Here is a 21,015-nt window from a genome sequence, read left to right as displayed (position 1 = left end):
GTATTTTCATTGACAAATCACGACATGAACACTATAGAAAATCTATCACCAACCCCATAAAATGCGACTTGTTTGCTGGATTTAAACTCGCTTAAAATAGCGCCAAGTTTGATCTTACATGATGTAAATCGCACAACAACAAGATGTGTCAATGATGCTATTAAAGGATTATGCAGGCTCCGTTTATGGAGGGCTTGGGCAATTACTCTATACCTTTAGCGAAGCTAGAGGCTTAAACATTTCACCCAAGTTACAACAGGTTCAAAATCTTGAACGCTTTGACTATACCGTTTGGCGTGAAATTTTGGATGAGATACAGTCACAAGTACAAAGCCCTGCTTTAGGGCTAGAAATCGCACCTTATGTACAACCGAAGCATATAGGCATTATTGCCTATATTGCACAGTCCTGTGACAGTTTAGGAGAAGCCCTCAGCCGTTATCATGATTTTCATCGTTTAATTTATGATGGTAGCCCACTTAAAGTCGAATATTATGATGAACAACATATTTCGGTAGGTTGGGCAAATCTACCGGCTCACTTCACCACTCAAATCACGGATGAAATCGCGATTGCTGTGATGATTCAATTTTTACGTTTATTTGTTTCTGACAATATTCAACTTTATCAAGTCAATTTTATTCACCAAGTACCCAAAAATAGCATGGCATATGAAAGCTTTTTCAATTGTCCAGTAAAGTTTCAACAACCAAAAGTTGAGATGATCTTCCCTATTTCTGCTTTAACCATTCGGGTTAAACAAAGTGACCAAACCTTACAAAAGTTGCTGATGCAACAAGCACAAGCTCTACTGGACAGCTTGCCGAATACCACCCAATTAGATGAGCGCTTACAACAAAGTATTTTATTGGGACTACAAAAAAATAATTATCAAATTGAGGAAGTTGCCAAGCAGCTCAATATGTCTACACGCCAATTACAACGTCATTTACAAAGTCAAAATACCACCTACCAACAACGTGTCCAAGATGTTCGGCAACTACTCGCCTTTCAATATTTGCAGGATCGCTATTTAGGACTACATGAAATTGCTTTGCTTTTGAGCTACTCCGAACAAAGTGCCTTTCAACGTGCTTTTAAACAATGGACCGGGCTCACACCGCAACAATGGCGACTTCAAAATCGAAATACTTAAACATCATCATGCCTGATTTAAATGATAAATATTTATTAAATTTCCTCTATTAATACTTTATTTAGATCATATTTTTGGCAAATCTGTGCAGTTTTTTCCACAATTAAATCAGAACATTAAGTGATAGTATTAGCAATTTTTTTTATTTATGATTCAATTTTCATATTTTTAAACTATGATAATGATGCTGAAAATATAAAGTTGTACCTCATCGAAAGGTTATCAACTATTTAAAAAATAGCGACATAACCCATTCCGTTAAAAAAAATAAATAGGAATCAATATGAATAAATATCTTGCAGAATTTATCGGAACCTTTTGGCTGGTCTTTGGAGGATGTGGTAGCGCAGTACTTGCTGCTGCTTTCCCAGAATTAGGTATTGGTTTTGCTGGTGTAGCACTCGCATTCGGTCTTACAGTACTTACTGGTGCTTATGCACTCGGTCATATTTCAGGTGGACACTTCAATCCAGCAGTCAGTGTTGGTTTATGGGTGGGTGGTCGTTTTGATGCCAAAGACCTCGTTCCATATATCATTGCTCAAGTCGTCGGCGGTATTCTCGCGGCTTTTATCTTATATTTAATTGTTCAAGGACAGGCTGGGTTCGCTGGAACAGGTGGCTTTGCAACCAACGGTTATGGAGATTTGTCTCCAGGAAAATATTCTTTGGTTTCAGCATTGATCATTGAAATTGTTTTAACCGCAGTATTCTTAATCGTAATTTTAGGTGCAACGGATAAACGCGCACCAGCAGGCTTTGCACCGATTGCGATTGGTTTGGCGCTAACCCTAATCCATTTAATCAGTATTCCTGTAACCAACACTTCCGTCAATCCAGCACGCAGTACCGCGGTCGCTTTATTTGCAGAAACCGCTGCATTGAGCCAACTGTGGTTATTCTGGGTTGCGCCGATCGTGGGCGCTGTAATTGGTGCAATTATTTATAAAGTCGTTGGAAATGAGCCACGCAATTAAATGCTGTGGTTTAAATCAAGCACATTGAAATTTAATTCAATCCGTTAAATTTTAAAAAACCTGCTTCAGCAGGTTTTTTTATCTCAATCTTTAAATAGAAATTAAATCAATAGCGCTTAAAGAAACGGATTTTCTATTTCACCTTCATTTTGACGAACAATCTGCGCGGGCAGATCACTTTGCTTCTCCAAAGTTGCCACAATGTCATTCAAATAACTTTGTAAAACCTTAGCAGCTTTTAAGCCTGCTTGATCCTTAGTAATCTGCAAGTTGCCATAGACATTGACACAATCCAGTTGATTTTCTAAGGTCAAATCATGAATTGCATGCGATTCCGTATCATTTTCAAAAGCTTTAAACATTTTAATTTTCTCTATTGTTAAAGTTATAAACAAAAACCTGCTTGTATATACTCTTTTAAGCACCATCATACCCAGCCTCTCGCAAAGCGAGTAGCCACTTTCAATATCCATATGATTGAGCTTTGATCATCATTTTTTGCTGGATAAAACAGCTCTAGTATAGATAGATTCTCCTCTAATAAGGCTTTAATTATTTCAAAATTTGTAAAATATAATGCAACAAAGCTTCAGCCAATTGTTTTACCAAAGCATCTTTGGTTTCTTCATCTACTTTAGACAACTCAATATTGCTGGTCGATGTAGAACGACTGTCAGGCTGGAATTGCTTTTGTACCGTAGTAATCTGATCCTGTGGCACAGCTTCAGCACACTGACTTTCTGCATCCCAATGAGAATATTCGATTTCTTTATTGGCTTTTACTTGATTGGCATTTAAAGGCAATTTATAGGTATTGCGCTTTTGTTCTTCGGTGAGCTGTGGAAATAAGTTCATTCCTAGCTGCTCTTCCAAATAACACACGCTGACCACTTTAACCTGCAATGAATTATTATTAGGCGCGTAATAAGCACCGATAATGCCATGTTTAGGCAAATAGATCGCTTTAAAGACAGCGGTTGGAACAATCACACCACGGCCAATGGTTTTAAGTTTTTTGCCGCTAAATAATGGTCCCGTAACCACATAAACATCTTTCTTTTGTTTGGTTACAATCGCACGTGTTGCTTCTTCTAACTCTCGCCAGACTTGCTGATTATTTTTTGGCGCTTGGGGCACCATATTTGCCAAAGAAAAGCTATCAAACTGAGAGGCTTTGGTCGACATATCGGCATTGGGTGACATATGTCCACGGTCATAACCAGAACCACGATAATCAGACAGTAGTGCTCGATGCTGACTGCTGATTCGCTCCTCTTCATGGAAGCTGTCTTCACGTTTAATCTTTTGGCTTAACCGTTGTGGCGATAAATACTCCGCTGTCCATAGTGGTGTTTTGGAAACGCCCGAATACATCACATTAAAGCCATTGAAACACAAAGGATAACTGTTCTTTTTTAAACTGTCTTTCATCAAGATCGGCGGTTGATCTCGATAGAACTGATTTAAGCATTCAGAATTAAGAGAACTGCCTTGAGTAAAAGGCAATAACTGCAAAATTTTCTCTTGACCAAATGCAATTGCAAAGCTTCCAGTAGCCACAAGACCCAACACCAATTTAACTACTGAATTTTTCAACAAAAATCATCCTAAGCCACATAACAGACAAGATATTCAGAACCAATCCATACTTGGTTTTGAATTCAATAAAACAGCTTAACAAGCTCAGACAACGAAAGATATTATGTGAATATTCAACTGAATAAAGCTTCTACAATTTTTACCTATTCAAACAATTTTTTAAATTTCTCAAGTATTGATTGCTTGCAAAAAAATTAAGAAATTAAATTACTTCCATCGTATGACTTGCTGCTGTCATCGAAATTATGGCATGTTAAAGTCAGATCTTCGACAGCTTTACGACACAATTTGTCGCAGGGTTTATATTCATCCATCATGTTTATGGAATAACAGACAGTGCAAATATTCCGACGATTCAAACTTCAAGCAAAATATGGAATGATACTGCTCTGTGCTTTGCTAAATTGCGCTGCTTTTGCTGCTTCACCAACCGCTAAGCAAAGTATTGAAAAGCAGTCCAAGCTGACAATAAAACCTCATTTACAGAATAAAAGCCAACACCATCAGCGCTTAAAAACCACAGTACCCCCAATTAAACCTACTCCACGCATATTGGAAGCCATCCCGAAAGATCCGAACTCAACTGAACCACGCCGAATTATCGATATTGCCCCACCTCCTCAACATCAAGACCTTTCGCAACGCTCATCGTCCGCACCAACATCAACGCAAGCCAATGATTGAAATAAAAAAAGCCAGAATGATTTCTGGCTTTTCATATTTTGAATTTGTTTAAATCTCGATTTGGCTACCCATTTCAACTACACGGTTCGGTGGAATTTGATAGAAGTCACTCACAGGGCTGGTATTACGTTGCATCGAAATAAACAGCTTTTCACGCCATGGTGCCATACCCTCACCCACAGTATGAATCAAACGATCACGTGAAATAAAGAAGCTGATATGCATCATATCAAACTCAACTTCAAGTTGCTTATATGCCAATTCAAGTGCATTCGGAATATCTGGTTGATCTTTAAAACCATAATAAACAAAGACACGTTGGAAGCGATCATCTAAGACTTCAACACGAATCCGCTCTTGCTCAGGTACATAAGGCACATCACGGGTAATCACCGTCACCATGATATTGCGTTCATGTAGCACTTTATTATGTTTAATATTATGCAACATCGCATGCGGTACAATATTTGGGTTACCTGTTAAGAATACTGCTTGTCCGGGTACAAACTGAGTTTCATCACTCAAGCTGACGCTTTTAATAAACAAGTCCAGTGGCAGCGCATCTTTTTCCAAACGGTTAAAGACAATTTCTCGCCCAGTTTTCCATGTCATCAGAATGGTAAACACGATTGCACCGATTAAGATCGGCACCCAGCCCCCAGAGATGATTTTTAATGAGGTTGAGCCAATAAAAACACTGTCTATCACTAAAAATGGCACCGCAAATAATGCCACTTTCCACTTTGGCCAACGCCAGAAACCATAAGCTAAAAATGCGATTAGAATCGTGTCACACAGCATAGTCATTGTGACCGCCACACCATAAGCATTGGCAAGGTTGGCACTGTTTTGGAAAATCACGATGAGCAACAGGATTGAAACAAATAAAATCCAATTAATAAATGGTAAGTAAATTTGTCCCTGCTCAACATCAGAGGTGTGATGTACGGTTAACCGTGGTAAGTAGCGCAGTTGAATGGCTTGGTTTGCCATTGAAAATACGCCTGTAATCACCGCTTGTGAGGCAATCACTGCCGCTGCTGTTGCCAAGGCAATCATCGGATATAAACCCCACTCAGGCACGAGTAGGTAGAATGGGTTTTCAATCGCACTTGGATCACGTAGCAACAGCGCCCCTTGCCCTGCATAGTTGAGTAAGAGGCAAGGCAATACGATAATAAACCAACCTAAACGAATCGGCAGTCGCCCAAAATGTCCCATATCGGCATAAAGTGCTTCACCCCCTGTTACGGTTAAAATCACCGCTCCCATCGTTAAGAAGGCAACAAAAGGCTGATGAAAAATAAAGTTTAAAGCCCAATGTGGACTCAGCATGGTGAGTACATAAGGTGTTTGGCTAATACTGTGAATACCAATTAAACCGATGGATGCAAACCACGTCAGGGTGATTGGACCAAAGAATTTACCCATGGTCCCTGTACCATGTCGTTGCACAAGGAACAGTGCGGTAAGGATTCCAATCGCCAATGGCATTAACCATTTGTTAAACATCGGTGTAGCAATACTTAGCCCTTCAATCGCAGAAAGCACTGAAATGGCTGGGGTAATGATACCGTCGCCAAAAAATAACGATGCCCCGATAAAGCCTAAAGCAATCAGAAAGATTTTTCGGTTATCTGGGATTCGGTTGGAACGCAAGTTGAGCGCCAGCAAAGACATGATCCCGCCTTCACCATTGTTGTCTGCCCGCATGATGACGGTGACGTATTTAAAGCTGATGGTGAGCATCATGCACCAGAAGATCAGCGATAAGATCCCCAGCACTGTTGCTTCAGTAATGGCGATGTGTGCGGTGAGAAAACATTGGCGTAGGGCGTACAAGGGACTGGTTCCGATGTCTCCAAATACCACCCCTAGTGCTGCGAGTGTGATCGCAGGTAACGCGGCTTTTTTTGCAGTACTTTGCATAGATTCGTCTTCAAAAATTAGACACTATTTTTGCGCAATCATATCACTGTGAAATTTTTTTTGCTCTAACTCAATTGTTGCTTGGCAGAATTCTTTTTTTTGGTTATCATCCCTCGCCTTGGTGAAGTGTCCGAGTGGCTGAAGGAGCACGCCTGGAAAGTGTGTATACGTTTATAGCGTATCGAGGGTTCGAATCCCTCTTTCACCGCCAAATTTATTCCAACCTCATCCATTGGAAGCTGAAAAGCCTAAACCGTCGTGGTTTAGGCTTTTTTTGTTGTTAATATTATATGATTAGAAGTTTCATATTTTAAAATATTAAAAAATTAAATACATATAAATCAAAACCATAAATAAATGACGACATTTTGAGACGCCCACTTATTGATCATTTCTTCCTTTCAGAGATAATGATTACAATCTAATAACTGAGTTAAATAAATGAAATTTTGGGACATTTTTTTAAAAATGATTGAGATAATTACACCAACATTTATAAGAAATATTTGTAAAAATAGATTCGATAGACTTAAATCTTTCTTTGATGAACGTAAAAGAATTCTTGAATCTAATGAAAATGAAGCAACAAAGACTATTCTTTTAAATGCAGCAGCTTCAGCCTTAACAGGAGCGAAAAGTGCAAAAATTGAAGAATTAAACTTTTTCTTAGAAAAATTTAATCCTAATTATTTTGAGGGTGATTATTGGGCTTTTGCACGAAACAGATTGACATATGAAGTAACCCATAATCAAAACTCTGAAATTGTTTCAATAAAATCAATAAAATCTGAAAGATATAAAATGTATGTAATTAATAGCATTATGATCTTTGTTATGGGATTTGTACCATTAGCATTATACTTGAAAGGTAATGAATTAAAACAAGGCTATCATTCCATAACAGGTATACCAACCGACTTTTTTACACTAACGTATTGGGTGATTTGTTTTATTTGTGCTTTGACTATTGTAAAAATTTTATATGATTGGACTTGTTGGAGTGATCTAAACAACCTAATTAAAAAAATGTTCCCATAAAAATAAACTTTGATAATGATCAGATAGTAGTAGATTACTTCATCATCTACTACTTTGATTGCATTCAAGTAGTTAGTTTATCTAAAAAGGAACTTGTATAGATTTTGATAGTAGTTGATAAATGAAAGAGCTAAATTATTTGTATCCAATTTTTTAATTGGGTGAATAAGAAATTTTATCAATACTTTAATCCCTACCAAATTTATTCCAACCTCATCCATTGGAAGCTAAAAAGCCTAAACTGTCGTGATTTAGGCTTTTTTTGTTGTATGACTCTATCAAATCATCAAGTCTACAAATCAACTGATACTGTTAACTTTTATTTAAACAACAGAATAGTTTAATGTCAATTTTAAACAAGATTATGACCTCTCGCTGACAATAAATATCACGTTTTTTATAAGTACAGCACCGCCAAACCTATGAGTAGCAATGCTTTACTTTGTGTAATTCGAACAATGGGTTATAACGGCAAAATGACTGGACATGATTTTCGTGGACTTACATCAATGACACTACATGAACAAGGCTATATGCATGATGCGATTGAAATTCAGTTAGCGCATAAGGTTGTTAATGCTGCATCTCAGGCATACAACCATGCACAGCATTTAGAGTACCGAACAAAGATGATGCAGGAGTGGTCAGATTTTATTGATGGGCTAAGAAATAAAACTATAAGCTGATTATCAATATACCTAAATCAAAATTATCGAATTAAATAGCTCTTCTACTTGCATAAAAATGTAGGATACCCTATATTAAAAAGCAAAGTAGGATACCCTATCAAACTTAATATAAAACTTACAAGGACTTCCTTATAGTGAAAACTAGAGCTGAAATCAATCAAGAAAGTAATGAACGCCGTGGAATAATTAATAAAGCATTTAAATTACATCAAAGCACTGTTGATGCTATTCGAAGTTTTGCAGATGACTCAGAAAAGTCTCAAGCTCAACTCGTAACCAATGCTTTTGATGGTTTTTATAGACCTTTGCCTGGTGGTTATGAAAATGAAGATGGTGAATACATTTCAGCAGATATCTATATATATCATCCATATAGTTTAGAAACATGGCTCATTATCACTAATGTTAGATATGACTATGATGGAGATAGAGAAATTGATTTTTATGAAATCAATTTTGAGGACATGATTAATTATTTTATTAGTCAGCATTTGCCAGGTCTTCATATCAATCATATCAAGATTTTCTACACCCCAATACTCGGCTCAGGTGAGTTCTACAGACCAAATTTCTCCAAATTAAAGCAAGAAATGTACAAAGAATCAGTATCTTTCTTCTATGACATGTTTCATGAGATGCCGACTTTATTTAGATACAAAAATCTTGAAATGGTCACATTAACAGAAGATTCAAAAGAATATGAATTACTAGCAAAGCTTTATTAATTTAATCGTCATAATTTAGACAATTAAGCCTTATTTACATAAAGCTTAATTGTAAATTTAATAACTAGGCAATTAATAAGTCATCATCATCAACTTCCAGATCATCATAATTATCCCGTTCTAAATCAACGGGCTTAGTTTCTTGCTGATTATCCTGAATGTAGACTCTTTCAACAAACCGTTGCTTTAATGCCTGTCTTCTAGCTTTATAAAAGTCTTCAAAACATGTAAAACTCAGTGAAATAGAATCATCAATAAGTAAGTCTTTATTTGTAAAACCGCTATTATTATTTTTAATCCAATCCTCTAAGGACTGATCACTTTTTGAAAGATTCAATGAATCATTTAATAAGTGTAAATTAGAAATAGAATTCCAATGATTAGCATTCATGTAAAATATTTTTTGTTCATCAGTAAAGTCTTCCACCTTTGTTATATTTTTCTTAGTGAAAAGCTTTTGAGGATGTAAATGATCTATATGGAAAATTTCGGTTGCTTTCAACTCTGGAAATAACAGATGTAAAACTGCCCTACAACGTGAACCGTACCGGGTTTGTCGGAGACCAACTTTCTTGAGAGAATGTCCCAATGACAAAACCAAAATATACCCCTGAAATCAGAGAAAGAGCGATTCAATTATTGATTGAATCTGAAAAAGATTATCCATCGAATTGGGCTGCAATCACAGCAATTGCACCTAAGATTGGCTGTACTCCTGAAACACTACGTTCCTGGCATCAGAAGTATTTGAATCAACAGAATCCAATCAAAGTACAGCAGCTTTCAGACCAAGAACGTATCAAACAACTCGAACGCGAAAATAAAGAACTGCAACGCGCCAATGAGATTCTACGCAAAGCAGCCGCTTTTTTCGCCCAGGCGGAGCTCGACCGCCCACACAAATAATGGTGGATTTTATCCATAATAATAAAGAGCTGTACGGAGTCGAGGCGATTTGTAGAATTTTACCGATTGCAGCTTCGACCTATTATCGGGCTTTAGATCTCGTTGATAACCCAGAACATCGAGCGAAACGTGCTCTGCATGATTTGCATCATGCAGAGCAAATCAAACGTATTTGGAAAGAAAGTTCAGGTCGATATGGTGTACGTAAAGTTTGGCAAAAATTGAAACGTGAGGGTTATGTTATTGCACGTTGTACAGTTGCTCGATTGATGCAAAAGCTAGGTATACAAGGTGTTTGGCGTGGTAAGAACAAACAAACCACCCGTAGCCGAGATGACCAAAAACGAGCAGATGATTTAGTGAAACGTAATTTTACTGCTGATCATCCTGACCAACTGTGGGTGAGTGACTTTACGTATATTCAAACAAATTCAGGCTGGGTTTATACTGCATTTATTATTGATGTGTTCTCACGAGCAATTGTTGGATGGAAAGTATCTACACGAATGAATACAGATATGGTGCTCGATGCATTAGAGCAAGCATTGCATGATCGAGGCATGCCAAAGAATGTGATTCATCATTCCGACAGAGGTGTGCAATATCTTTCCATTCGCTATACCAATCGTTTAGAAGCAGCAAATTTACGAGCATCAGTCGGTACGACTGGTGATTCATACGATAATGCTTTGGCTGAAACGGTGAATGGCTTATACAAAACAGAGGTGATTGAATATCTAAAAGCAGATTGGCAAGGTTTAGCAGATGTACAACTTGCGACACTAAATTGGGTAGATTGGTTCAATAAAGAGCGTGTACATAGTGCACTAGGTTATGTATCACCTTTTGATTTTGAAGCAATGTACTATGATAAGATTAACCCGTTAGGTCAGGTGGCCTAACTTAAATAAAAAACTCTCCGACAAACCCGGTACGGTTCAACGCGTTTCTCCGTATTGAATATTCAGCATATTCTCAATATATGCATCATCGAAGCGTAAATCTTTATTTGTAGCTTCGTAAGCCTTAATAATTTTTTCCAAAGGAAAGTATGGCTCTAACAAGTTAGTTCTAATCACTCGTCTCATACTTGAAATAATAGAATCAGCTTGACCACCAAACACTCCTTTTAAAAGCACCATATAGAACCATTGGCTAATTTTGTCTCTTTGCTCAGTTTGTTTAGATAAATCATTAATTGTTAAATATAATGGTTTACCAAATTCATCACGTTTTTGATATAAATAATAGCAAATTGGTATTACAGCATTTTTAGATGTTAAAGATTGAGCATTCACCCCAAACTTTCTAATCAGTTTAAAAGTTTCTTTTATGCAATCTTTTATTGGCTCCCATTGGATTTGAATTTGTTGTACTCTTTCAGTTGTAAAATTTTTTACTTTAAAACGGACATCTTCATCTATCAGCATTAGTGCAGTTTTTAATATCCAATCTCTCTCAATATAAAAACCCAAATCTTGTGACTGATAAATCCAATTTGTTAAATTCTCAATTTCTTTTCTGAAGTCACCATCCCAGTTCGCGACAGCAATAGACATTAGCAAATCCGAGAAAGCTAACTTTGTCCCACCACTATTTGTCCGAATAAACACGTCTAATACATGATCAACTTCTTGACTTTTTTCATTAAAATAATGAATCAATTGTTCTTTATGAACAGCCATATACAACTTCAAAAGAGTTTCAGAAGCAAAACTGTTTGTAGATAAATTTCTACGTGCCAACTCTGGAAAAACTACTTTTAATATCGCATCAGCTAAATCTACATTAGGCATATTTAGTACATCATGCAGACATAACCAATTTTTAATACCTAAGTTATTCAATTGTTCAAACTGAATATCAGTTAAAAATTTAAAGTTATAGTGCATCATTGACTCATCATCATCTAAAGGTTGAGATAAATCTAAATACAATTTACGTGGTGGTAAAACACTTTCATCATAAGCTGTTGGCCACCATACTCTTGGCTGTTTATAAGCATAAGTACTACATAAACCAATATATAATGATGTTAATCTTTGTTGACCATCAATAATTGCCTTAAAGTTTTTACTACTCGCATTAATTTCAATATGAGGGTTTTCCTCATTAAATCGCTGACAATATTTTGTTAAGAACTCATAAAATTTATAATTTTTTTTAATTTCAGAGTCGGTAATTTCCCACATCATGAATGAATTTATAGGATATCCTCTTAGGATTGAATCAAATAGCTGACAAATTTGATTACTTGTCCAAACAAATTTTCTCTGAATTGCAGGTAATAAAAAGTCATTTGATTGAATAGCATTTACAGCTTCTTTTATCGTCAACGGTTTTTCATATTGTCCAGACATAACTCCCCCTTTGAAGCAATATATTAAATTAATTTTGTATAATTTTTAAGAATTCAGAATACTTCAATCTATAATTGAAGTATTTTTTTTAACATTTTCTCAAGATATGCTGTTCCATTACCAACCATAAATAAAACATTCTTCTCAGAAAATTCATCTTCAGAAAGTGAGTTATTTAAAATGTCTTTCATTGGTGTAATAGACAAAATAAAACTATTTAATGTAAAGTCAGAATGCTCAAGTTTAGACTCAATATTTTTAATCTCTTTATAGAGCTCAATTTTAGCATCGTCATGATTCATATTTCGAATGCCTTTAGGATCTACTAAAGTTAAATATTGCTGTCCTGTTTGTTTATTCACTAGCCACAATAAAAAGTCAGGGTAAAAATTACCAGCTAAGGCAAAACCCAGTCCACGATACTTATTATCAGCATTACGCAACAAATAGAGTTCATGATCTTTCAAGATTTCCTTGGCATCTGGTGTATTGATATAAGCCTGTAAATCTACAACAAACTTTACTTCACTACTTTGCGTGTGACTCGTATAGTCAAATAGCATTGGCGACCATGTAAACGGAAGATTTTCATCCTTTTTATCCAATAATGGATAAAACAAATGACGATCAAATGTAATTGCTCTGAAGCTTCCGTCTTCTTTCCAAGGTACCAGTTTTTCAACATCACCTTTGGCAACCAAGTCTTTCAACTTTTCTAATCGGTCAAATACTTCTTGAGCTTCATTATTTTTACCTTCTTTCGCTGTGAGCGTATATTGCTCACAAATTTGCACAGGTAAATCTTTATCATCTAAGCTAAATTCAGTCACTTCATAAAACTGCCCTTCATAGGCATTCTTAATAGCATGATAGAACTTATCCATATAGGATTGTAAAAGCTCCGTTAGAATCGCTTGCTGTTTTTTAATTCCACCTACATCATTAGATAATTCTGATCCATCGACCAAAAGCTTATACCAGTCTTCCTTAGACGATTTGATATTTCTTAGACAAAACTCCTGTAAATCATCAACGTTCAACTGTAGGTTGCTATATCCACGCTGGAACTTATATTGCTGAAGTTGCAAGTAAATTTCATCAAAATCAAACATACACATGATTTTTGGTGAAATCTCATGCTCTTGGCGTTTGTCTCTAACATCTGTTTGACGCTTTGACTTATCGGTATGAAAGGCTTGCAAGCGAGGATACAAATCCAAAACGACAAAAGGTTTTTTAATTTTACCTTCGTACTGTTTTGGAATCTCAAACATCGATAGTTTTAACTGAGCCTTAAAACCATTGGCTTGATTATCTTTATAGCCATCTTTCAAGGTCAGTGTTTTTAAGCGAGGCGCTTGAATTTTATTGGTTGGAAAATCCAATGTGACTAAATCTTGATTCAGGATAATGCCTTCATCATTTAGATAATCGCGGAATTTTTCCATGTAGTCAGCACGTAAACCAAAAATATTAATAGTTTGCATCAAATCTAAATGCAGACCTTTATATTCAGCCTTACTATAAATTTCTCTTGGTGTTCGTTTTAAAGAGAAGTTCTCACCTTTTAAACGCACACCACGACCAAAGAGCTGAATAATCTGTGCGCCTTCACCAGTCCCCATGTTCAATAAGCCCATGGTCGAGACACGCCAGCTACTCCACCCCTCAGTAAATTTACGTGAACCAATCAGAAGATGTGTTTCACTATCATCATTATTTAATGTCGGAAATAATGACTCCGCAAAATCATCAGTACGCGCATTTAAATAATGTGTTTTGCTCGATTCATCACAGTTATCGTATAAGCCTTTTTCATCACCGACATTAATAACAGCAAAAGGAGTACATTCCCCCACCTGTAAACGCAACTCACCTTTATTCGCCGTGATACGCACTACATTCAAACGTTGATTGGTTGTAGCATTAAAAAAGCTTTTTAAAATATCTTGGTAAAGATCAGTTGCATTTTGACCATGTAAAGGTGCAAATCGATTGGCAAAAATATTGTTTCCTTTAGGATCAACCAAACGAGATGTATTAGTAATTAAGTCATGCAGCCAACCAATCACCTTGCTCTTACGAGAGGCATCTAAAAAGTCAGCCAAGAATTTCACAATGGCTAAAATATCAGAGTCATCATCATTGACTTTATTTCCGACAAATACCCACAGTGGTTTTTCAATATTAAACTTGGCAAGTTTTGCCTGATTCTTTTTAAACAAATACTGTTGTTGGTAAAATGAAAGTAGGCAAGCTGTAAGATATAGATTGCGCTCATCATCTTCATGATATTCTTTCATGTTCAGAATATTGACTTCTTTACCATAGCCATCTGCATAGAAATATTTGTATGAATAATCAAACAAAATACTTTTAGCATAGACTTCTCGTAGTGCTTCCCGACGATATTTTTGCTGTTCTAATTCATCAAGCTGAATATTTTTTTTCTGTTCTTCAGTCAGCTTATTAATCGCTACACCATACAGCATTTTGGCTTTCTGTTTTTTTGCATCTTCAAAGCGTTTATAAACGTTGTCTGCCTTACTTACAGCTTGACCAAAGGTAGCCGAGTACTCAAAACTAAAACCATCTTTAGTAAGAATATCTCGTCGCTCCATCCAAGCACCTGCGCTACTACTCGTACCACGGTGCCCTTCGTCGATCAGAACCAGATTCTTGCCTTCCAAGCTCATCGTCGCAACGGTTTTATCACCATCGCTATCACTCAGCTTATTCATATCGATGATTTGAATTTCATCACGATACAAGCTATTTCGACTCTTCTGTTTATCAAACAAGGTCGCTTGAAAACCTGAGTCAGTAAGTTCTTGCAAATGTTGTTCACTCAAACCTTCATTCGGTGTAAGTAAAATGATTTGGTCTGGATAAGTGCTGTCGCCATTTTGATGTTGGAAATAGTCTAAATACTGCAAAATATTGACATGCATGAGCAGTGTTTTACCGCTACCTGTTGCATTCCAATAACCAATTTTATTTAGGTCTTCAGGCAAATACTGCTGAAATTGATCTGCATCAATTTTCTGGTCATCATTATATTGTTCAAGTTCAACATTCAGCTCATTGAGCATGTCCGCTTGATGATTAAAATATTGATCTAAATACAGTTCTGTAAACAGCAATGAAAGGTATTGGAAATATTTTAGATTTAAAACATGCCCTTCTATTTCATTACGTTTTTCAGTGATCTTTTGCCAGTGCTTCACAATGTTTAAGTCATAGCGACGTAGAACATCGATATCTACAACCTGTTTGTTAAACAAAGTATTGCTGATCACACTAAAGAATTTCGTTTGCCCTGCATTATCACCTTCATGCTCAATTCCCTCAAACTGAGGATAATCAAGCTGTTGTTTCATGCCTTCCAAACGATTCGGATTAAACTTCGACCACAACCATTTATTTAAAATCAATTGCTCGTGGAAATTGACTTTAATCGCTTTCGTTTTTGCTTTAGGAGCCTTTGCCACAGTGCATTACTCCTCAAACATATTTTTTAAGAAGATTTGTTCAATTGAACGGACCTTGAGTTGCTTTTCTTCACCCTCTTTGGTGGTGTATTTGCTTGCTACGTTGTGATCACCGTTGATATAAATCAACTGGTACTCGCCATCGTTTGGATTAATTTTAAGTTTTGCAAGTAATTGATCGAGCTCTGCATAGCCAATCTTTTCACAGTCACGCCACAAAACTGTCGTGTATTCACCTGTACGTAGTTTACCTGTGATTTGCACATAGCCTTTGTCTAACTGATAATCTGCTTCTTGAACATTTAGTCCAATGAGATAGTTAAAGGTTTCAACCAAGTCAATATTTTTACGTTCAAACGCACCTGCGCTATCGGTTGTAATATTCATTTGATAACTAAATGGCTTAAGGAAGTCTTTCACATTAAGCAATGAATCTTTGCTTTCTAGTTCAAGCATGTAGTGCATTAAATAATCGTTATAGGCTTGTTGATCTTCTGGTTTCGTTGAAGCTTGTTGATCTGCTAAAAGAGTTTGCTGTGCGCCTTTACGTACCAACTCCAAGTTATTTAAAGTGTCCTCATAACTTTCCAGTTTCACAACTTTTAAGCAGTGACTAATACCAGACTCAGGATTGGTTGGTTTACCATCTTTCCAATCTGCTGAATAAATGACTTTTTGGATACGTGGTTTTAATACCGTATTAAAATATTCTCCCTGCTCTACCAGAATATATTTTCGCAACCCGTCATCTTCTCTATTTAATTCAATTACTGCATGTGCAGATGTACCAGAGCCACCAAAATAATCTAATATCAGATCCTGTTTGTCATTTAAATCAATAAGTATTTTATAAAATGCTGTTGAATGAGCAAATGGGAAAATTACCCCTAATCTATCTAATTCAGGTTTACCTCTATATCCACTCCGCAGTATTGATGACATTTGATTATCTGGATTATCAGTTAAGAATACTTTCTTCCTAGGAATTTTACTTTCATCTTCACCAAATAAAATGACATCATCATCTAACAATTTTTTTAAAGATTCTGGAGTATACCTCCAACCATTTTTAGGTACTGGGCATGCTTTATTTGTAATTGGATGAATTAAAGGAATATGAAACTTCTCATTAGTTCTAAAATCAGTTGCTGTCATATCAGCAGAACGAAAAATTCTACATTTATTATCAATTGAATTATAAATATTTTCAGCAGGTGATAGCTTTTTATTACCTCGCAACCATTCACGCCATTTTTTATTAATTTCTTCTAAATCTTTTGACATAGAAAATATTTTTATTGATTTTTCTATCATCTCCTTTAAATTTTCTTTTTTAATTTTTAAAGGTTTTTGAATATTTGCATAACAACAAATGTATTCATGCTGATATGCTAAACCATTCGCACCCGTCACTGGTGATCCTTTATCCCAAATAAGAGTTCCAAGATCTTCTGCAAAAGTTGAGCTCAATAATTTTGAAAGGTTTTCATATTGATTTTCATCTATGTGGACCAAATAAACCACATCCTCTACCGTTAACTTTGAAGAAATAGAAATTCTATTTTCCATCATCGCTAACCAACTTGAAGATTTAAATGAATTCTTGTACAAAAAACCACTTGTTTCGGTATTGTAAGGAGGGTCAATATGGACTACTGAAACTTTAGAATTATATTTTTCTTTAATTAAATTCATAGCTTGAAAATTATCGCCATGAATAATCAAACCGTCAGTTTGAGCATCTAAGTCATCAATTTTTTGTAAAAGCTTTGCTTTAAACTCTAAGCTAAATAGTGACGTATCCACCATTAAGGCTTGATGCTGTTTTAAATAATCAACCGTTCCCCAACCTGTATCTGTACCTTTAAAGCCTAAATCTTCCCATTGTTGCCATTGCGCAGTGTTTTCAGCAATTTCAGGATATAAAGACTCGTCCACTCGGTCTAAAGTAATGCAATACTCTGCACTTACGACAAACTTTTTCTTTAGCCATAACTTTTTCTGAAAATCTTCTAGTGAAGCTAAGAAACTAATAATCTCTAAACCAATTTGGCGTAAACATTTAATAATACTGAGTTGGCGTTCAATTTGAATAAATTGATCGGTACTCACCACATCATCTAAGTGCATCACTTCATTTTTAATATAAAAATCAAGCTCATGACGCAAAAATTTACCTAGGTCTTTATGAATAAAATAATCTGCTGTGTTCTTTTGTGTATAAGTACTCAAGTGCTTTTGCAACACTGTACGCTTTGGTTCTTTTTCTGTCGGTGCAAGTTGTACTAAATCATTTAGCCAGTCAGCAGTTAAAACATCTGCACTCACAATTTTGTTATACGATTCCGTATTTAGTGTTTCTTGCTTAGAGCCTTTAGGTAAGGTTGCATATTCAAAAAGAATAGTCAGTTCATTATTTTGAATAGAGAACGGAACGATTGTTTCCTCAAACTCTTCACCTTCTTCATCGATACGAATAAAGGTCTTTGGTTCTGTCACAATAATAAAGCGACGGTCTTTATCATTATCTTTACGGTTTTCACGCGCTGTATCTGCACTCACCAAACGGAATAAAACTGAACGCTCATCGTTCAACTTAAAACGATAGTTGCTAAACATCTCACCAGACTTGGTGTAGTACTGGTCTTTGTTTGCCCAATGCAACATGACTTCCTCACCAGAGTAAGGAATAGCGTAGGTATCACCCTTATAACGACGTTGGCTAATAAAGTCACCATCATCATAATAACGACTAAAGAATGTGAGTAAATGACTATACACTTGTGACTGATCTGTCATTTCATGTGCATCAGCTTGGGTTAGAGCAATATATTTTTGACCTAATGCACTTTCAATTGCTTCAGCATCAATGAGTTGTCCTTGCTCATTAAAAGCACGTTTACCAAATTCTGCTTTCAGCTCAGCTTCTAATTCTTTTAAAACATTTTCATCAAGACTCGACTTTGCTTCGCCAAGATATTGCTCTACTTTGGTTTTTAAACGCTTATCCAAAAACTCAGCAATTTCGGCACTACGTGCATTTAAAATGCGATAAACCCCAAAATCTAAATCAGGACGATTGATTTGAAAAATCTCTTTCAGTTTAGAAACAAGTGCAGAAAACTGAGTACTCATAAATATTTCCTATTTTTCAAAACCTTATGATCAATAGATTCTGGTGAAGCGAGTTAAATTTGCAAAAGCAAAATCGGCGAGTATTTTATAGTATTTTTAGATGTTCAACCACAGTTTTAAAGTTGCCAAATCATTGATAAAAATAAAAATAAATGTTATATATTAACAATTTACACCAAATTAACACTCATATGGCTAATTTTTTCCCAAGCTTAGAAATTATTGATCAACTCACAGTCAAGCCAACTGAAGGTGAATCATTTCTTTTAAATAGGCTTGCACAAGAATTAGATGACACATTTGATGTTTATTTCAATCCTTATCTTGATGGAGATCGTCCCGACTTCTTGATTTTAAAAAAAGGGCATGGTGCAATTATTATCGAAGTCAAAGACTGGGACATGTCAAATTATTTTATTGATAAAAATAATCATTGGCGCACAAATCACAATCCAAAAATAAGAACTAGCGCACCAATGCAACAAGCATTCAAATATAAGTCGCATTTATTTGAACTCCATATACCCTCATTAGGTTTTTCAAATATATTAAATTCTAACTTTTATAAAACAATTCAATGCTTTGTATATTTACATACTACGACAAAAGATAGATTATCTGCACTCTATGACCGTCCTATAAATGAAGTAAAACAACTTATAAATTCAGCAAATGGGCAAAGATACAGTTCAAAAAAATACCAACTAGAACGGGACAAATTTAATACGTTTGCTCAAGACAATATCTCTAGTTTAATAACAAAAATAAATAATCTTAAAAAAAATCCAATATTTCAAGATCATATTTATGATGATTTTACGAAAATTTTAATTCCCCCAAAGCACTTAGAAGAACAAGGTCATTACTACACATTTGATAAATATCAAAATAAATTACTTGATAGTATTCCAAATACAAAAATGAAAATTCGAGGTGTTGCTGGTAGCGGAAAAACAACATTACTAGCCGAAAAAGCTGCTCGTGCATTTAAGCGACACAATAGTACTGTGCTAGTGTTGACATATAACTTAGCTCTTCGAAACCTAATACGTGATAAAATTAAAAAAGCATTTCGCTTTAATGATTTAGAATTTGACAATAAATCAATTGAAATCAGCAACTATCATTATTTTTTTAAATCCCAACTTAACAATTTAGGCATTCCTTTTCCAACATCAGGTGATCAAGATGAAGATCTTGAAGACTTTGAAAATAATGAAATTTTTGACTTAGACTTTCAAGAAAAATCAAATGCTGAAATTATTGGTTTATCAAGCAAAGATTTATTTGAAATTGAAAAAAATGCCCGAGATGAAAAACAAGTTTTAGATGATTTTTTTGAAAAAGTATTTAAAACAGATCTGTTTAAAGAAGCGAATGAAAAGCCAATAAAGTACCAAACTATTTTTATTGATGAAGTTCAAGATTTTGAAGTAGAGTGGTTAGAAATCATACTTTCCAACTTCTTAGCAGAAGATGGGGAGATGGTATTATTTGGTGATCAAAATCAAAATATTTATAATAGGCTAATTAATAAGCAGGATTATCCTGTTACACGTGGATTTGGTCATTGGAAAAATTTAAAAATCTCACATAGACAAGATGATAAAGCTTTTGCTGATCTCTGTAATGCATATAAAGATACTTTTCTAAAGGAATATCCAGACCAATTAGAGCATGACATTATTGAAAACTTAGCTTTTTCATTTTCAGATAAAAAGTATTTACAAATTCCTCTGGCAGATAGCGTTCAAGCAACCTATGACTTTATTGTTCAGACATTTCAAACGTTAAGTATAAGTCCAAACGATATTGCTATCCTTTCTTCAAAAATTGATTTTTTAAGAAACCTACAAAATAATTTTAAGTTTCAGAGAACGGATAGCACTTTTGAGACACCTAGTGAATATGAAATCATTCAAAAAAATTTTGATGGAAAAGTTGAAACTTTTCTAAAAAAGAAAGCTCAATTAGAAGAAAAACTACATTCTTGTCATCCATCTGATATTAACCATATTCGCTCTGATATCCAAAAATTAACGAGTTATATGAAAAATACAGCAAGACAGAAATTAAAAGCCCTAGATGAGTTTCGTAAACTCAAAAAAAGACATTTTAATGCCAATTCCGGTTTAATGAAGATTGCAACCACTCATAGCTTTAAAGGTTTTGAAGCTGATACTACTTTTCTTATCATTCAACCTAATGATAGTCCAGAAATTGTTTATGCTGGACTGACAAGAGCAGCAAATAACTTATATATCATTGATTTAGATACTAGCAACGTATATAAAAACTTCTTTGAGAAACAACTTTCTTAAAACGTA

The 21,015-nt window shown here is 35.2% G+C and carries 14 protein-coding genes, 1 tRNA gene, 1 pseudogene and 1 other annotated feature; of the genes and pseudogenes, 9 read left to right on the top strand and 7 right to left on the bottom strand.

Annotation, left to right across the window (positions count from 1 at the left end):
* Positions 1 to 151 precede the first annotated feature (151 nt).
* Both TOL5_RS01235 and aqpZ read left to right on the top strand, forming a co-directional pair.
* Positions 152 to 1,156 (top strand): helix-turn-helix domain-containing protein, encoded by a 1,005-nt coding sequence (locus TOL5_RS01235; protein ID WP_121775123.1) that lies wholly within the window; start codon positions 152 to 154, stop codon positions 1,154 to 1,156.
* A 283-nt stretch (positions 1,157 to 1,439) separates the two neighbouring features.
* Positions 1,440 to 2,132 carry an aquaporin Z gene (gene aqpZ, locus TOL5_RS01230; RefSeq protein WP_121775124.1) on the top strand — a complete coding sequence of 231 codons (693 nt, stop codon included), beginning with the start codon at positions 1,440 to 1,442 and terminating at the stop codon, positions 2,130 to 2,132.
* A gap of 116 nt (positions 2,133 to 2,248) precedes the next feature.
* On the opposite strand, the gene TOL5_RS01225 is transcribed toward aqpZ, so the two are convergent.
* On the bottom strand, positions 2,249 to 2,494 hold the full coding sequence (locus TOL5_RS01225) for a hypothetical protein (protein WP_004826204.1): 246 nt from the start codon (positions 2,492 to 2,494) through the stop codon (positions 2,249 to 2,251).
* 190 nt (positions 2,495 to 2,684) lie between these two features.
* Positions 2,685 to 3,731, bottom strand: a complete 1,047-nt coding sequence (locus tag TOL5_RS01220; RefSeq protein ID WP_121775125.1) for a DNA/RNA non-specific endonuclease — start codon at positions 3,729 to 3,731, stop codon at positions 2,685 to 2,687.
* A 336-nt stretch (positions 3,732 to 4,067) separates the two neighbouring features.
* On the opposite strand from TOL5_RS01220, the gene TOL5_RS01215 reads away from it, so the two are divergent.
* Positions 4,068 to 4,415 (top strand): hypothetical protein, encoded by a 348-nt coding sequence (locus tag TOL5_RS01215; protein WP_228740308.1) that lies wholly within the window; start codon positions 4,068 to 4,070, stop codon positions 4,413 to 4,415.
* Positions 4,416 to 4,463: 48 nt separating this feature from the next.
* Here TOL5_RS01215 and TOL5_RS01210 read toward each other — a convergent pair whose 3' ends face one another.
* The gene (locus TOL5_RS01210) at positions 4,464 to 6,344 is read right to left on the bottom strand and encodes a potassium transporter Kup (protein ID WP_004826198.1); all 1,881 of its coding nucleotides are present in this window, start codon (positions 6,342 to 6,344) and stop codon (positions 4,464 to 4,466) included.
* Positions 6,345 to 6,464: 120 nt separating this feature from the next.
* Between TOL5_RS01210 and TOL5_RS01205 the strand changes: the two genes are divergently transcribed.
* The 4 genes and pseudogenes from TOL5_RS01205 (at position 6,465) to TOL5_RS01190 (ending at position 8,796) form a co-directional block, all read left to right on the top strand.
* A tRNA-Ser gene (locus tag TOL5_RS01205) sits at positions 6,465 to 6,555 on the top strand.
* A 230-nt stretch (positions 6,556 to 6,785) separates the two neighbouring features.
* A complete protein-coding gene (locus TOL5_RS01200; protein WP_121775828.1) occupies positions 6,786 to 7,382 on the top strand; it encodes a hypothetical protein in 597 nt (198 codons plus the stop codon).
* A 368-nt stretch (positions 7,383 to 7,750) separates the two neighbouring features.
* A pseudogene (locus TOL5_RS01195) lies at positions 7,751 to 8,068 on the top strand (tyrosine-type recombinase/integrase); the annotation flags it as partial.
* A gap of 137 nt (positions 8,069 to 8,205) precedes the next feature.
* Positions 8,206 to 8,796: a hypothetical protein gene (locus tag TOL5_RS01190; RefSeq protein WP_227544064.1), complete on the top strand. Its 591-nt coding sequence runs from the start codon at positions 8,206 to 8,208 to the stop codon at positions 8,794 to 8,796.
* Positions 8,797 to 8,860: 64 nt separating this feature from the next.
* Here TOL5_RS01190 and TOL5_RS01185 read toward each other — a convergent pair whose 3' ends face one another.
* Positions 8,861 to 9,385 carry a DUF1524 domain-containing protein gene (locus tag TOL5_RS01185; RefSeq protein ID WP_228740307.1) on the bottom strand — a complete coding sequence of 175 codons (525 nt, stop codon included), beginning with the start codon at positions 9,383 to 9,385 and terminating at the stop codon, positions 8,861 to 8,863.
* Between TOL5_RS01185 and TOL5_RS01180 the strand changes: the two genes are divergently transcribed.
* A protein-coding gene (locus tag TOL5_RS01180; RefSeq protein ID WP_221260599.1) for an IS3 family transposase occupies positions 9,385 to 10,604 on the top strand; the annotation gives its coding sequence in 2 pieces (ribosomal slippage) (positions 9,385 to 9,661 and positions 9,661 to 10,604; 1,221 coding nt in all). The two genes, TOL5_RS01185 and TOL5_RS01180, sit on opposite strands and share 1 nt — an antisense overlap.
* Positions 9,660 to 9,779, top strand: a sequence feature (AL1L pseudoknot). (Overlaps the previous gene by 120 nt.)
* Positions 10,605 to 10,640: 36 nt before the next feature.
* On the opposite strand, the gene TOL5_RS01175 is transcribed toward TOL5_RS01180, so the two are convergent.
* The 3 genes from TOL5_RS01175 to TOL5_RS01165 all read right to left on the bottom strand — a co-directional run bounded on the left by TOL5_RS01175 (position 10,641) and on the right by TOL5_RS01165 (position 18,688).
* Positions 10,641 to 12,062, bottom strand: a complete 1,422-nt coding sequence (locus tag TOL5_RS01175; protein WP_228740306.1) for a DUF262 domain-containing protein — start codon at positions 12,060 to 12,062, stop codon at positions 10,641 to 10,643.
* A 68-nt stretch (positions 12,063 to 12,130) separates the two neighbouring features.
* Positions 12,131 to 15,553, bottom strand: a complete 3,423-nt coding sequence (locus TOL5_RS01170; RefSeq protein WP_121775128.1) for a DEAD/DEAH box helicase family protein — start codon at positions 15,551 to 15,553, stop codon at positions 12,131 to 12,133.
* Between the two features lie 6 nt (positions 15,554 to 15,559).
* Complete coding sequence (locus TOL5_RS01165) at positions 15,560 to 18,688, bottom strand: site-specific DNA-methyltransferase (RefSeq protein WP_199934879.1); 3,129 nt, start codon at positions 18,686 to 18,688, stop codon at positions 15,560 to 15,562.
* A 191-nt stretch (positions 18,689 to 18,879) separates the two neighbouring features.
* Between TOL5_RS01165 and TOL5_RS01160 the strand changes: the two genes are divergently transcribed.
* Entirely contained in the window at positions 18,880 to 21,009 is a 2,130-nt protein-coding gene (locus tag TOL5_RS01160) for a nuclease-related domain-containing DEAD/DEAH box helicase (RefSeq protein ID WP_121774578.1), read from the top strand.
* Positions 21,010 to 21,015: the final 6 nt, after the last annotated feature.

This window comes from Acinetobacter sp. Tol 5, assembly GCF_019702905.1.
Taxonomy (GTDB): domain Bacteria; phylum Pseudomonadota; class Gammaproteobacteria; order Pseudomonadales; family Moraxellaceae; genus Acinetobacter; species Acinetobacter bereziniae.
Note: the sequence above shows the minus strand (reverse complement) of the source record. Positions and strands in the feature narration are given on the sequence as shown.

What these genes read in the sequence shown, in the direction of transcription:
- TOL5_RS01235 (WP_121775123.1), top strand. Translation starts at nt 152, where the DNA reads ATGATGCTATTAAAGGATTATGCAGGCTCCGTTTATGGAGGGCTTGGG.
- aqpZ (WP_121775124.1), top strand. Translation starts at nt 1,440, where the DNA reads ATGAATAAATATCTTGCAGAATTTATCGGAACCTTTTGGCTGGTCTTT.
- TOL5_RS01225 (WP_004826204.1), bottom strand. Translation starts at nt 2,494, where the DNA reads ATGTTTAAAGCTTTTGAAAATGATACGGAATCGCATGCAATTCATGAT.
- TOL5_RS01210 (WP_004826198.1), bottom strand. Translation starts at nt 6,344, where the DNA reads ATGCAAAGTACTGCAAAAAAAGCCGCGTTACCTGCGATCACACTCGCA.
- TOL5_RS01200 (WP_121775828.1), top strand. Translation starts at nt 6,786, where the DNA reads ATGAAATTTTGGGACATTTTTTTAAAAATGATTGAGATAATTACACCA.
- TOL5_RS01175 (WP_228740306.1), bottom strand. Translation starts at nt 12,062, where the DNA reads ATGTCTGGACAATATGAAAAACCGTTGACGATAAAAGAAGCTGTAAAT.
- TOL5_RS01165 (WP_199934879.1), bottom strand. Translation starts at nt 18,688, where the DNA reads ATGAGTACTCAGTTTTCTGCACTTGTTTCTAAACTGAAAGAGATTTTT.
- TOL5_RS01160 (WP_121774578.1), top strand. Translation starts at nt 18,880, where the DNA reads ATGGCTAATTTTTTCCCAAGCTTAGAAATTATTGATCAACTCACAGTC.